The organism is Bariatricus sp. SGI.019 (assembly GCF_050315235.1).
Lineage (GTDB): Bacteria > Bacillota > Clostridia > Lachnospirales > Lachnospiraceae > JAFBIX01.
In genome coordinates this window covers 105853-121039 of the sequence record NZ_JBNPOQ010000002.1, presented here as the reverse complement: position 1 = coordinate 121039, position 15187 = coordinate 105853, and the positions used below count along the sequence as shown (strand labels likewise).

Annotated in this window: 10 protein-coding genes and 1 other annotated feature; of the genes, 6 read left to right on the top strand and 4 right to left on the bottom strand. The window is 40.6% G+C overall.

Going from position 1 to position 15187, the window contains the following annotated elements; translation table 11 throughout:
- Window positions 1-192: 192 nt before the first annotated feature.
- The 5 genes from ACQRD1_RS01885 (at window position 193) to ACQRD1_RS01865 (ending at window position 7767) form a co-directional block, all read left to right on the top strand.
- Window positions 193-2268 (top strand): elongation factor G, encoded by a 2076-nt coding sequence (locus ACQRD1_RS01885; RefSeq protein ID WP_235231757.1) that lies wholly within the window; start codon window positions 193-195, stop codon window positions 2266-2268.
- A 108-nt stretch (window positions 2269-2376) separates the two neighbouring features.
- Complete coding sequence (gene trkA, locus ACQRD1_RS01880; protein ID WP_347376441.1) at window positions 2377-3735, top strand: Trk system potassium transporter TrkA; 1359 nt, start codon at window positions 2377-2379, stop codon at window positions 3733-3735.
- Between the two features lie 17 nt (window positions 3736-3752).
- Window positions 3753-5198 carry a TrkH family potassium uptake protein gene (locus ACQRD1_RS01875; protein WP_235231755.1) on the top strand — a complete coding sequence of 482 codons (1446 nt, stop codon included), beginning with the start codon at window positions 3753-3755 and terminating at the stop codon, window positions 5196-5198.
- 20 nt (window positions 5199-5218) lie between these two features.
- Window positions 5219-6829 (top strand): CvpA family protein, encoded by a 1611-nt coding sequence (locus ACQRD1_RS01870; protein WP_235231754.1) that lies wholly within the window; start codon window positions 5219-5221, stop codon window positions 6827-6829.
- On the top strand, window positions 6829-7767 hold the full coding sequence (locus tag ACQRD1_RS01865; protein ID WP_235231752.1) for an AEC family transporter: 939 nt from the start codon (window positions 6829-6831) through the stop codon (window positions 7765-7767). Before ACQRD1_RS01870 ends, ACQRD1_RS01865 begins: the two co-directional genes overlap by 1 nt.
- A gap of 59 nt (window positions 7768-7826) precedes the next feature.
- On the opposite strand, the gene ilvB is transcribed toward ACQRD1_RS01865, so the two are convergent.
- From ilvB to ACQRD1_RS01845, 4 genes are all read right to left on the bottom strand, one after another.
- Window positions 7827-9563, bottom strand: a complete 1737-nt coding sequence (gene ilvB, locus ACQRD1_RS01860; RefSeq protein WP_347376440.1) for a biosynthetic-type acetolactate synthase large subunit — start codon at window positions 9561-9563, stop codon at window positions 7827-7829.
- A gap of 93 nt (window positions 9564-9656) precedes the next feature.
- Window positions 9657-10235, bottom strand: a complete 579-nt coding sequence (locus ACQRD1_RS01855) for a TetR/AcrR family transcriptional regulator (protein ID WP_235231750.1) — start codon at window positions 10233-10235, stop codon at window positions 9657-9659.
- A gap of 84 nt (window positions 10236-10319) precedes the next feature.
- Window positions 10320-11474 carry a CapA family protein gene (locus ACQRD1_RS01850; RefSeq protein WP_347376439.1) on the bottom strand — a complete coding sequence of 385 codons (1155 nt, stop codon included), beginning with the start codon at window positions 11472-11474 and terminating at the stop codon, window positions 10320-10322.
- Between the two features lie 59 nt (window positions 11475-11533).
- Window positions 11534-11956 carry a hypothetical protein gene (locus ACQRD1_RS01845; RefSeq protein ID WP_235231748.1) on the bottom strand — a complete coding sequence of 141 codons (423 nt, stop codon included), beginning with the start codon at window positions 11954-11956 and terminating at the stop codon, window positions 11534-11536.
- A 219-nt stretch (window positions 11957-12175) separates the two neighbouring features.
- Window positions 12176-12425: a binding site (T-box leader), on the top strand.
- A gap of 266 nt (window positions 12426-12691) precedes the next feature.
- On the opposite strand from ACQRD1_RS01845, the gene leuS reads away from it, so the two are divergent.
- The gene (gene leuS / locus ACQRD1_RS01840) at window positions 12692-15121 is read left to right on the top strand and encodes a leucine--tRNA ligase (protein ID WP_235231747.1); all 2430 of its coding nucleotides are present in this window, start codon (window positions 12692-12694) and stop codon (window positions 15119-15121) included.
- Window positions 15122-15187 lie beyond the last annotated feature (66 nt).

Sequence of the window (15187 nt, the reverse complement as noted above, 5' to 3'; positions counted from 1 at the left end):
CCTCCGTCCCAGATTAAAATTACCCTGTCCCCGATTCATTTTACCCTGTCCCCAATTACTTGTCAATACTATAACGCTTTAAAGCATAGAAGCATACTTTGTTGTAAATTGTGTATAAAAGAGTTGTAATAGAAGCTTTTTTTTAGTACAATATATACATGAGATTTTACCAATATAAGGAGGCAGCTAATTATGAAGGTTTACAGAACGGATGAGATTAGAAACGTTGTCCTGTTAGGACATGGGGGATGCGGAAAGACAAGCCTTGTAGAGGCTATGGCTTATGTATCAGGAGCTACCAATCGTATGGGAAAAGTTACAGATGGTAATACGATTAGTGATTTTGATAAAGAAGAACAGAGACGTGAATTTTCAATTAGTACAACTTTAGTACCAATCGAGTGGGAAAAAGCAAAGATTAATGTACTGGATACACCCGGATACTTCGATTTTGTGGGAGAAGTTGAAGAAGCAGTCAGTGCGGCAGATGCAGCTGTAATTGTTGTGTCCGGTAAGGCAGGTGTGGAAGTAGGAACGGAGAAAGCATGGGAATTGTGTGATAAGTATAACCTGCCACGTATGATATATGTAACGGAGATGGATGTAGACGATGCTAGTTTCCGTCAGGTTGTTCAGGATCTGACTGACAGATACGGAAAAGTAATCGCACCTCATTTCCAGCCAATCCGTGAGAATGAGAAATTAGTTGGTTATGTCAATGTTATTAAGAATGCAGGAAGACGTTATACAGGTATTGGGCAGCGAGAGGAATGTGAGATTCCGGATTATTGTAAACCGAACCTTGAAATTTATCGTGAGAAATTGTTAGAGGCAGTTGCAGAAATCAGTGATGAATATATGGAGCGTTATTTTGCAGGAGATGAGTTCTCTGTAGAAGAGATTCGTGCTGCGATGCGTACAGAGGTTATGGAAGGCAGTATCGTTCCTGTTGCAATGGGATCAAATATTCAGGCACAGGGCGTTGCAAATCTCTTATCTGATATTGTCAGATTCTTCCCAAGTCCTGATTGGAGAGAATGTGCAGGTATCAATCGCAAGACAAATGAGATATATGAAGCAAATTATGATTTCGCAAAAGCAAAATCTGCATATGTATTTAAGACAATGGTAGATCCATTCATTGGAAAATATTCATTCATTAAAGTTTGCTCTGGTGTATTAAAAGGCGATGATACACTTTACAATTCTGATTCAGAGACGGATGAGAAATTAGGAAAGATATATACAATGATTGGAAATAAGCCAGTAGAAGTAAGTGAATTATTTGCCGGTGATATCGGAGCAATTGCAAAACTTACGGCTACAAAGACAGGAGACACTCTTTCTACTAAGACAACTCCGGTTCTGTATGGTAAGACAGATTATTCAAAGCCATATACATATATGAAATATGTAACCAAGAATAAAGGAGATGAAGATAAAGTATCTCAGGCATTGCAGAAGATGATGGCAGAAGATGTAACCTTGAAAGTAGTTAATGACAGTGAGAACCGTCAGACATTGCTCTATGGTATGGGCGACCAGCATCTTGAAATAGCAGTAAGCAAGCTGGCAGAGAGATACAAATGTGAAGTTACTCTGGAGACTCCAAAGGTTGCTTTCCGTGAGACACTGAAAAAGAAATCGGATGTTGATACCAAATATAAGAAACAATCAGGTGGACATGGACAGTATGGTCATGTTAAGATGAGATTCGAGCCATCCGGTGATCTTGAAACACCATATATCTTCGAAGAAGAAGTTGTTGGTGGTGCCGTTCCTAAGAATTACTTCCCGGCTGTTGAAAAGGGTCTGCAGGAATCTGTTCTTAAGGGACCTTTGGCTGGCTATCCTGTAGTTGGCGTGAAGGCAGTATTGTATGATGGATCTTATCATCCGGTAGACTCTTCTGAAATGGCATTTAAGACTGCAACGATTCAAGCATTCAAGAAAGGTTTCATGGAAGCAGGACCGGTTCTGTTGGAACCAATTGCCTCTATTAAAGTTATCGTTCCGGATGATTATACAGGAGATGTTATGGGAGATCTGAATAAGCGCCGCGGAAGAGTGCTTGGCATGAATCCAATTGCAGGTGGTTACCAGGAGATCGTTGCAGATATTCCTATGACAGGATTATTTGGTTATTGTACAGTATTACGTTCTATGACTGGAGGAAGAGGAACATATTCTTATGAATTTGCACGTTATGAGCAGGCTCCATCTGACGTTCAGGAAGCTGAGATCGCAAAAAGAGCAGCAGAAGAATAGAGATTTTTCACATAGAAGAAAAGCCCGTAAGGGCTTTTTTTCTTAGATTAAAAGTGCTATAATCTCCTTGTTATATGAAAAATAATAGTAGATAGAGGATCATAGAAAATGAAGATAGTAGTAATTGGTGATGGCAAAGTCGGGCATAAAGTAGCAGCACAGTTGTCAGAAGAAGATTATGATATTGTTTTGATTGATCAGAATGCCGGAAAGTTAAGGGAATCGTTGAATCAAATGGATGTTTTCTGTATTACAGGGAATGGCGCTGATGTTGAGATACAGAAAGAAGCAGATGTACCACATGCCGATCTGGTTATTGCATGTGCATCTACGGATGAGATGAATATGTTAAGCTGTCTGCTTGCAAGAAGGCTAGGTGCAAAACATACAATTGCGAGGGTGCGTAATCCGATGTATTATCGCCAGATAGATATTTTAAAAGAAGATTTGCATCTGAGTATGGCAGTCAATCCGGAACTTGCGGCAGCAAATGAGATTTCTCGTGTATTATTACTCCCTGAGGCATGTAAAGTAGAGACCTTTATGAAGGGAAGAGTGGAACTGATCGAGCATGTTATGAGAGAAGAAAGTCTGTTAGCAGGATTGTCACTGGCTGAAATATATCGAAAGTTCCAGATCAAAATATTGGTGTGCGCGGTGAAGCGTGGAAGTGAGATCTATATTCCTGATGGAGATTTTGTATTGCAGCAAGGTGACAGACTCCATATCGCAGCTGCACATCAGGATTTAAAAGCTTTTTTTAAGGCATTAGGACGCAGAAATGCAAAGATAAAGAAGGTCTTGATATGCGGCGGCGGTAATGTCTGCTTTTATCTTACCAGACAGCTTCTCCAGGTAGGAATGCAGGTAAAGATTGTAGAGCGTAATGAAAAGACTTGTGAATATCTGTGTGAGGCATTGCCGGGCGCTACAGTGATCCATGGAGATGCGGCAGACCATGATCTGCTTCTGGAGGAAGGAATCGGAAATGCGGATGCAGTTGTTGCGTTGACAGGAATGGATGAAGAGAATATCATTATGTCACTTTTCGCTAAAACGCAGGGAGTCAGCAAGATTATTGCCAAAGTGAATGAAGATTCCAGAGCGCAGATGGTAGAAGGTCTTGGAATTGACAGTATTATTTCTGCGAAAAGTGCGGCAGCAGATGCAATTGTCGGTTATGTAAGAGCAAGAAATAATTCTTATAGCAGTGCCAATGTTGAGACTATATATCGGTTATTAAATGGCAGCTTAGAGGCAATGGAATTTATTATAAAAAAGGAAAGCAGCCTGACCAATGTTCCGCTTAAAAATCTTCCGACAAAGCCAAATAATCTGATTGCATGTATTGGACGAAACAGAAGAATCATTATTCCAAACGGAGAGGATCATCTGGAAGTTGGCGACAGTGTAATTGTAATTACGAAAGATCATATCATCAATGATTTGAAAGATATTTTGGCGTAGGGAGACGAGAAAAGATTATGAATACAAAGATGATACGATACATATTGGGAAAGATGATGGGAGTCGAAGGCGTACTTTTGCTGCTCCCGGCTTTTGTATCCCTTATTTATCAGGAGTTCTGTGGAGTGTATTTTCTGATACCCACAGTAATATTATTCGTTGCTTATTTCCTGTTTGGAAGAAAGAGCCCGGCGAATCGGACAATCTATGGAAAAGAAGGAATGGTTATTGTCGCCAGTGCGTGGATTTTATGGTCTTTATTTGGGGCGTTACCGTTCTGTCTGTCAGGTTGTATCCCTGATTTTGTTGATGCTTTTTTTGAGACGGTATCCGGTTTCACGACAACAGGTTCCAGTATTCTTGAAGACATAGAAGCGTTACCAAAATGTATGCTTTTCTGGAGAAGCTTTACTCATTGGGTAGGCGGTATGGGAGTGCTGGTATTCGTTATGGTGCTTACTTCTCTGGACAAGAAGAATACCATGCACCTGATGCGTGCAGAGGTTCCGGGGCCAGAGAAAGATAAACTGGTTCCCAAGATGACTTCTACAGCGAGAATTCTTTATGGAATGTACTTTGGACTGACATCTATAGAAATCATACTTTTGATCTTTGGTGGAATGGGACTTTTTGACAGCCTGATCTTTTCATTCGGAACAGCAGGTACCGGAGGATTTGCCAATTACGGAGCCAGTGTCGGATATTTTAACAGTGCATATATCGATGGTGTCATTACTACATTTATGATATTATTTGGTATTAATTTTAACTTGTATTTTCTGCTGTTGATCGGAGAATACAAAATGGTTTTCAAAAATGAAGAATTAAAGGCGTATTTGCTGATTATATCTCTTTCGACAGCGGCGATTACACTGAATATCAGCGGTCAGTATCCCAATCCATTAAAAGCATTCCGCTACGCAGTATTTCAGGTGGCATCCATTATTACAACGACAGGATATGCAACGGCAGATTATAATGAGTGGCCGATGTTTTCTCAATGTATACTTTTGTTTTTGATGATCGTTGGAGCGTGTGCATCATCTACCGGCGGCGGAATGAAAGTATCGCGTTTTCTGATGGTGTTGAAAAATATTAAACAGGAGATTATGAAACTGGCACATCCTAAGTCTGTAAATATTATCAGAGTCAACGGGAAAAAAGTGGATCATGAAGTTCTTCGAAGCGTCAATGTCTATTTGATGTCATATGCTGCTCTTTTGATAGGGTCTGTTCTGCTTATTTCTATTGATAATATGGATTTTGCGACTACATTCAGCTCTGTGTTAGCGACAATGAATAATATCGGACCTGGAATTTCAAAGGTAGGGCCGGCAGGAAATTTTGCAGCATTTTCACCATTATCCAAGCTGGTTTTTTGCATTGATATGCTTGCAGGGCGTTTGGAAATCTTTCCATTTTTAATGTTATTTACAGCTTCAGCATGGAAAAGAAAGTTCTAGAGTATAGAACAGGAGGTAGTATGAAAGGAAAAAAGAAGTTTTTAATTGCAATTATTGTAGTATTGCTGGCAGGTTTATATTATTATATTTCATTGCCGGCAATCAATATCCACTCTTCAGACACATGGTTTTTTGTAATTGTGATATTTATTGTGCTGGCGGTCTGTTATGCAATGCGTAAAAGACTCGGAAGAGGTGAATTCCGGCAGAGTAAAGTGATGAAAGGTTTTGGAATTATTATACTTGGACTCGGAATCATCTATCTGATCGGCTCTCTATTATCGTCTCCGATTGTAAATGCCAAAAAGTATCAGAAATTGTTGACTGTTGAAGAAGGAGAGTTTACGGAAGATGTAGAAGAACTTTCGTTTGATAAGATTCCGCTTCTGGATAAAGATACGGCAGAGATTCTGGGAGACCGTAAGATGGGAAGTATGGTAGATATGGTCTCACAGTTTGAGGTGGATGATATCTATAGCCAGATTAATTATCAGGATAATCCGGTTCGTGTGTCTCCGCTGAAATATGCGAATTTGATCAAATGGTTTACCAATCGTTCGAATGGAATTCCGGCTTATATCCGTATTAATATGGCAACACAGACTACGGAACTTGTAAAACTTGACGAGGGAATGAAGTATACGACCAGTGAACATCTGAATCGGAATATTTACAGGCATCTGCGGTTTGCACATCCGACCTATATCTATGGAGACTTAAGTTTTGAAATTGATGACAAAGGTGTACCTTATTGGATCGCACCGGTAAAGAAGTTTAATATTGGACTTTTTGGCGGTGAAACGGTTGGGAAAGTAGTATTGTGTAATGCCATTACCGGAGAAACCAAGACTTATGATATTGAAGATGTACCACAGTGGGTAGACCGTGCATATTCTGCAGATCTTCTGGTGCAGTTGTTTGATTATTACGGAACATTGAAACATGGTTTTCTGAACAGCGTTTTAAGTCAGAAAGACTGTCTGGAAACGACAGACGGATATAATTACCTGGCTCTGGATGATGACGTGTGGATGTATACAGGAGTGACATCTGTAAACGGAGATCAGTCTAATGTTGGTTTTGTGCTTTCGAACCAGCGTACTATGGAGACAAAATATTATAAAGTAGAAGGTGCGACAGAAGCATCTGCCATGTCTTCCGCAGAAGGACAGGTACAGAATCTGGGATATCTTGCGACATTTCCTCTGTTGTTGAATATTTCGGATGAACCGACATATTTTATTGCTCTAAAAGATGATGCGGGGCTTGTGAAAAAGTATGCTATGGTAAATGTTCAGAAATATCAGATTGTTGCCATTGGCGACAGTGTAAGCCAGTGTGAAGAAAATTATCTGGAATTATTGCTGAGCAATGGAGTGAAACAGGTTGAAGAAGATACCAGAGAGGTAAAAACCATCCAAGGTAAGATTACAAAGATTGCACAGGCAGTGCTAGAGGGAACATCGCACTATTATATCATGGTGGAAGGTTCTGATGATATCTTTGACGTATCAGTTGTTGATTATATTGATGTTGTCAGATGTGAAACCGGGCAGGAGATTACCATGGAATACAAAGAGGGGGACAAAGCAAACACAGTCATGTCTCTGGAGATTAAGGAAGAGAAATAATGGAATTGAGTATACTTTTGGCAGAGCAGATTATGGCCATGTTTTTAACGATGGTCGTAGGATATATTATTGTAAAGATAGGACTATTTAAAACGAAAGACAGTAAGATTATATCTAATATCGTTGTATATATCTGTTCACCATGTGCAATCTTTAATTCCTTTCAAATTGAATTAACAAAGGACAAAGTATATGGGCTGCTTCTGGCAACGGTTCTTTCAGTTATTGTGCATGTTGTGATGATTGCTGTGACAAAGCTCATTGAGAAGCCTTTAAATATTAACAGTATTGAAAAGGCTTCTATTATCTATACGAATTCAGGCTATCTGATCATTCCGCTGGTATCGGCGGTACTGGGAAGTGAATGGGTATTCTATACATCTGCATTTATCATGGTTCAGGCTGTTTTGGTCTGGACACATGGAGTAAGCGTTGTGAATCAGGAACAGCAGAGAGATTATAAGAAGATTCTGTTGAATCCGAATCTGATTGCCATATTCCTTGGATTCGTATTTTTTGCCACTGGAATCAGGCTTCCAGTTGTAATAGGCAGTAGTGTCAGTGGGTTTGGCGATATGGTGAGTACCGCCAGCATGCTGGTCATTGGTATGGTCATTGGAGATGTGAATCTTCTGTGGGTGTTCAGACAAAAACGTCCTTATCTGATCTGTCTGCTGCGGTTGATTGTATTTCCGTTGATTGCAACAGTGTCCTTTGCATTCCTGGGTCATCTGGGCTTACATAATGATGCAGAATATATCTTTATGGTTGTATTACTTGCTACAGCGGCACCTTCGGCAGCTATGGTAACTCAGCTTGCCCAGATATATAATAAAGATGCGCAATATGCCAGCGTAATTAATGTAATGTCTGTCATTTTCTGTATCATTACCATGCCTTTGATCACGCTATTGTATGAATTCCTGTTTTATATATAAAGAACTGAACTGATTGACGGAACGATAAGTGGAGGAAAGATGAAATCCTCCACTTTTTATTATGCATTCTTTTGTGAGCCTTCTAAAATCATATGCTGTAACGGTCTGCCTGGCGGGACGATCGGCAGTACATTCAATTCTTGTTCAATGATAAATTCAATGATTGTTGGTGCTTTCTGGTTTTGCTTTGCTTCGGTGAGTGCATCTGCTATTTCCGATTCTTCTGTGACACGGATTCCTTTTGCACCATAGCTTTCTGCCAGACGTATAAAATCAGGAGTATATTCCGGACAGTTTTGGGTTGGTGTATTACAGATAGCGGCACAGCTTTTGCGGCGGCGAAGGCAGGTCTGCGAATAGTGTTTTTGGTAGAACATCTCCTGCCATTGCCTTACATTTCCCAGATAGCTGTTGTTGAAGATACAGATAATAATCGACAGTTCATTTACAACAGCAGTAGCTAATTCCTGAATATTCATCTGTATACTTCCATCCCCGGATATTACGATCACATCTTTTTCAGGGTTTCCAATTTTGGCTCCAAGTGCTGCCGGGAAACCATACCCCATAGTTCCGAGACCGCCAGAAGTCAGAAGTTGTTTGTGCTCATTGAGATCAAGAAACTGAGTCGTCCATAATTGATGTTGTCCGACATCTGTTGCGATGATAGCATTTTTGAATATCTGGTTGATCTGACCGATAATCGACTCAGGTGTCATACCGTCGCCGGATATATGGATAGGGTGTGCTTTTTTCCATGTGTTGATTTGTTCTGTCCAACTTCTGATATTTAAAGGGCCGGCTTTCTCAAGTAATGAGCAGATTACATCTTTTGCGTCAGCAACGATAGAAAGATCTGCTTCAATATTTCTGGAAATGCAGATTGGATCTATGTCAACGCGGATGATTTTTGCATTTGGCGCGAATTCGTCCGTTTTTCCTGTAATGCGGTCGTTAAATCTTGCCCCGATAGAAAATAGTACATCGCACTGACTGATTGCAGAATTTGCAGCATAACTGCCGTGAATGCCTATGTTTCCAATGTATAGTTCATGGTCGGATGGTATGGCACCTTTTCCCATGATGGTCGTGACAGCAGGGATGCCGGTCAGTTGGATTAGTTTTGTCATTTCTTTACCTGCATGAGCTATATTTACACCACCACCGATTAAGAAAACAGGCCTTTTGGAGTGATCTAGTATGTCTAAGGCTTTGATAATCTGAAGGGAAGGAGTGGTGTTTTTGGGCTTGCAGTCCTGAGTATCTACTGTGCAAGGGTAATCATCGCTTCCCAATTCCTGTTGAATATCTTTTGGAATGTCAACTACCACGACTCCTGGCTTCCCGGTCTTGGCGATATAGAATGCTTTTTTTATAATTTCAGCCAGATTTTCTCTCCTTTTAACAGTAACTGCGTATTTGCTGATGCTTTTGGTAATATCAACAATATTTACTTCCTGAAAAGAGTCATTACCGATTAGTTTTGTCGGCACCTGTCCTGTAAAACATACCATTGGAACACTGTCATAATTGGCAGTCGCAATGCCGGTTACCAGATTGGCGGCACCTGGTCCGCTTGTTACAAGACAGACACCAACTTTTCCGGTAGAACGGGCATAACCATCAGCAGCATGAACTAATCCCTGTTCATGCCGCGGCAGGATGACTTTGATATCTGTTTCGCCATAAAGGGCATGAAACAGATTAATGGCCTGCCCTCCGGGATAGGCAAACAGTACGTCAACCTTTTCTTCCTTTAAAGCTTTTACAAATAATTCAGCACCAGATATTTTCATATTTCGACCTCCTTTGTATGCATGTACTTGCTTGCATAAAATTAATATTTAAGGTACTGCCAGATAAATAAATATCCGATAGTACCTGATTCATTATATTTGCGGAATTCCCCGGCAAAACACTTCGACGCTTTGCTTAATAAAGGCTTTTTTCTCTATAGACGTCAACTTATCATCAAAGGATGCGCGTAAAAAAGTATATCCAAAAGTGGATGAAAAGATAGTGAGCGCCAGGCATTCAAAATCCAGATGTGGTAATTTCCCTTTTTCTTCCATTTTTTTAAAATAATCTACGAGAGAAGATAAGAACGCCTGTGGAACTTTCATAATTAATGAGGCTGTATCATCATAAAGCTGTGGTGCCCGTAATCCAATGGAAAGATTCACAAAATCGGGTGTCATCCTCTCCATATATGCATTCATGAACATTTCCAGATCATGCTGCAAGTCCCATGTGACATTCTGGAAGATCTCTGGAGTAATATTTCCGCGCCATTTCTCCTGGGCCACGCCATGTAAAACGATATCTTTTTTGCTTTTAAATTTACGGAACAGAGTGCATTCATTGACACCTGCAGTTTTTGCGATATCCTTGGTAGTTGTAGCTACATATCCTTTGTCCCGTATTAAAGACATCGTGGCGTCAATGATTTTCTGACTTGTCTCATCCATAGCATACCTCCATGCAAGTGCGTACTTTCATCTTAACACTTTTGTTGTTGAAATTCAAGAATGGATTATTGGTCAGTTTGTTCATCACAGATTCGAACTATATTCTTTGATTTTGTTCAGTACTCGTTGCTTTTCGTCTTCGTCTAGCGGTGTAGGACGATAATCATTGTAGCTGCTGGCGGAAGAAAGCGAACATGGAATGATATTGATGTTGTCGTCTTTTTCAACACCATTTTCTGTAATGGTAAATGTCTGCTGAAAGATCATGGTATCTTTGTCTGTTGGATTGGAGTTCCCTCCGAAACAGAAATTTCCCAGGCTGTAAGCAATATATTTGTCTTTATACTTTTCGATACCCTGTAATACATGAGGGTGATGACCGATTACCAGATCGGCACCTTCGTCGATTGCCAGATGTGCCAATTGCTTCTGTGTATCGTTTGGCTGGTATTCTCGCTCCATTCCCCAGTGAAAATTAATAATGATTAATTGTGCGCCTGCTTTTTTTAATGCAGCTATATTCTCTTTTACCTGCTGCTTCTTTTCCAGATGTTCTGCAAGTTCGTAGATACCGGTAACACCTACCTTGATCCCTTTGATGTCCAGAATTTTCACATGTTCAAAGCCAAAACTTGCGATGCCTGCATCATCTAAAGCATTGATTGTATCAGTATAACTTTGCTCCCCATAATCCATGCTGTGGTTGTTAGCCAAGTTAGCAGCTTCTATAGAACTGTCGGAAAGAATCTTGACGTAATCCTGGGAGGCTTTAAACGCATAAGTTTTGTCTGCGCGCTGGTCGGAGGTGGTAAGGGTTCCTTCCATATTTACAATTGACAGATCATCTGCTTCCAGTATGGATCGAACATTTTGGAAAAAGTAATCGGGACCGTTGATATCGTAATATGCCGGAAGACTGGTCGATTGCGCAAAGTTGACATCTGTTCCCAGTGTACAGTCACCCATAGAACTTACGGTAATAGAAACCGGTGCTTCAGAGTCGGAAGGTTCTGTACTGTTAATCACTAGTTCCTGTACATCGACTTTGGATGTATCAATATTTTCAGAAGGCGGAGGTGTTTCTACCTTCTTTTCTTTATCTTTAGAATGAAAAGAACGCACTGTCAAAAACAGTAGAATACATAGAAAGAGAAAAAGAAGAATGCACAACATTATGCGAAGTCTTTTCATCTTCTGGCGTCTGGCTCTTTTCTTTTTTGCATCTTTGATCCCACTCATCTTTTTGTACCATAAAGGGCAGCCCGATTGGACTGCCCTTTCCTTTTGAAATAGTTATATTAGTTCAAAAATGTGCATCCCTCGGCATTAACACCTGATAAATCAGCTTTATCGGCACTAATGCTTACATAGAAATCAATACCACATTCCTTTGAGATCTTTTTCAGTCTTTCAATAAAATCGGGCATGCTGTCTAAAGAAATATCAGCATGCTTCAGAATACCATCGATAAAGATACATTCGATATCGTGGTTAGAACTATACATGCCATATAAGAATCCAATGTATTCGTCTGTATTGGTAATTGTCGGGAAATCATCCATACAAATTGTACGGATATCAAATGCAACACTTGCTGTATCTCTGTGAGTTTTCTTGATAAATACTACATTGCCGTTACATTCTTTTGCTTTTGCGTTAGCCTGTTCGATCATTTGTTGTGTTTTTCCGCTGCCTTTCGGACCTGTTAATAAATTTACCATGGGAAATCTCTCCTTTATGTATCATATTATACTGAACATCTCAGTACGATTTACTTATGTCTATTATACACTAAAGGTGTAGAGGGAACAACCTTAAAATTATACATTTTCATGGAAAGATGATCAATGTTTTGTTTGTTGTGTAATGGAAAGTAAAACAAGGGGGTTGACTTATTTTAACATTCTTCATATAATAATTAGGCAAATAGTTTATATATGATAGAAACGTTGATGAGGAGTATTAAGAGCCTATCGTTTACAGAGAGCTGTCGGGTGGTGCAAGACAGTAAGCGTAATCTCCCAACTCGCCTCGGAGTTCTTCTGTTGAATGCTATGGCGATTTGAAGCAGTCATAGTAGTATAGGCAGGAGCGGGATTTCCCGTTACAGAAAAGAATGAGTGCATATGGAGTTTTACCTCCATATGAAGAAGAGTGGTACCACGGAAGCTAAGCCTTTTCGTCTCTTGAGAGATGTGAAGGCTTTTTTATTGTCAGGTTTGTGAAGAACCTCACCAAGTAAGTAAGGAGACAACCATGCTGCTAAGCTCGAAAGGACCTCGCTAAGCCAGCAGGTTGTATATTGCTTACTAGGTTCGTGTAGAACCTCACCAAGTAAGTAAGGAGACAACCATGCTGCTAAGCTCGAAAGGACCTCGCTAAGCCAGCAGGTTGTATATTGCTTACTAGGTTCGTGTAGAACCTCACCAAGTAATCAATATAGGAGGAATGGAAAGATGTCAAACGTACCTTATAATCATAAGGCAATTGAGAAAAAGTGGCGTGAAAGATGGGAAAAAGATCCTGTTAACGTCAAAGAAAATGCAGATGGAACAAAACGTGAGAAGTATTACTGTCTGGATATGTTCCCATATCCGTCAGGAAATGGGCTTCATGTTGGACATTGGAGAGGATATGTAATCTCTGATGTATGGAGCAGATATAAATTGCAGCAGGGTTACTATATCATTCATCCGATGGGATGGGACGCGTTCGGACTGCCTGCTGAGAACTATGCCATTAAGATGGGAGTGCATCCGGCAATTTCTACCGCTGAGAATATTAAGAATATCAAGCGTCAGATCAATGAGATTGCAGCACTGTATGACTGGGATCGTGAAGTAAATACAACAGATCCTGACTTTTATAAGTGGACGCAGTGGATCTTTGTAAAGATGTTCAAAGAAGGGCTTGCTTATGAGAAGGAATTTCCAATCAACTGGTGCCCGTCTTGTAAGACCGGTCTTGCCAATGAGGAAGTAGTAAATGGAAAATGTGAGCGCTGTGGAACTGAGGTTACGAAGAAGAATCTTCGTCAGTGGATGCTCCGTATTACTAAATATGCAGACAGACTGTTAAATGATCTGGACAAGCTTGACTGGCCGGAGAAGGTTAAGAAGATGCAGGCTGACTGGATTGGCAAGTCTTACGGTGCAGAAGTAGACTTCCCTGTTGAAGGAAGAGAAGAAAAGATTACGGTATATACAACAAGACCAGATACCTTGTATGGTGCAACCTTTATGGTTCTTGCTCCGGAGCATGAACTGGCTAAGAGCCTGGCTACGGATGAGACCAGAGAGGCTGTTGAGAAATACATCTACGATGCATCTATGAAGTCTAATGTAGATCGTATGCAGGATAAAGAGAAGACAGGTGTATTCACAGGTAGTTATGCAATCAATCCGTTAAACGGTGAGAAGACACCAATCTGGCTGTCTGATTATGTACTGGCCGATTATGGTACCGGTGCAATCATGTGTGTACCTGCACACGATGACCGTGACTTTGAATTCGCAACGAAATTTGGCATTCCGATTATTCAGGTTATTGCGAAAGATGGAAAAGAAATTGAAAATATGACGGAAGCTTATACCGAAGCGAACGGAACAATGATCAATTCCGGTGAGTGGAATGGTATGGAATCTGCAGTGCTGAAGAAAGAAGCACCACATATCATTGAGGAGCGCGGTATTGGACGTGCAACTGTAAATTACAAGCTCCGTGACTGGGTATTCTCTCGTCAGCGTTACTGGGGTGAGCCAATTCCGATCGTACATTGTCCAGATTGTGGCTGTGTACCAGTGCCGGAAGAAGAATTGCCACTTCGTCTGCCAGATGTAGAATCCTATGAGCCGACAGGAACCGGTGAGTCACCACTTGCAGGTATTGATGAGTGGGTGAATTGCACCTGTCCTCAGTGTGGCAAGCCTGCAAAACGTGAGACCAACACCATGCCTCAGTGGGCTGGATCTTCCTGGTATTTCTTACGTTATGTTGATAATCATAATGATAAAGAACTGGTATCCAGAGAAAAAGCAGATGAGATGCTTCCGGTAGATATGTATATCGGCGGTGTAGAACATGCGGTATTACACTTATTGTATTCCCGTTTCTATACCAAGTTCTTATACGATATCGGTGTGATTGATTTTGATGAGCCATTCCAGAAACTGTTCAATCAGGGTATGATCACTGGCAAGAATGGTATTAAGATGAGCAAATCAAAAGGAAATGTGGTATCTCCGGATGATCTTGTGAGAGATTACGGATGTGATTCTCTGAGAATGTACGAGCTGTTCGTAGGACCACCGGAGTTAGATGCAGAGTGGGATGACCGTGGAATTGACGGTGTAAACCGTTTCTTAAAACGTCTGTGGAATCTGGTAATGGACAGTAAAGAAGCAGATGTAAAAGCTACCAAAGAGATGATCAAGGAACGTCACAGACTGGTATATGATATTACTACTCGTCTGGAAAGCTTCAGCCTGAATACAGCAATCTCTGGTTTCATGGAGCATAACAATAAGCTGATTGAGATTGCCAAGAAAGAAGGCGGAATTGACAAGGAGACATTGTCTATCATGGCAGTTCTTCTGTCCCCATTTGCACCTCATATTGCAGAAGAGATCTGGGAGCAGTTAGGACACGAAGGCAGTGTATTCAGTGCCGGATGGCCAACTTACGATGAAGAAGCTATGAAAGATGATGAGATAGAAGTTCCGGTACAGATTAACGGTAAGACCAGAGCAGTCATCTCTGTGGCAGCAGATGTTTCCAAAGAAGATGCAATTGAAGCCGGAAAAGCAGCAGTGGCAGATAAGCTGACAGGAACCATTGTAAAAGAGATCTATGTTCCGAAGAAGATCATCAATATTGTACAGAAATAAATTGAAGGAAAATATTTCCGACAAATAGAGTACTTGAATTGAAAAGTGTAATAAGAAATGGCGTAG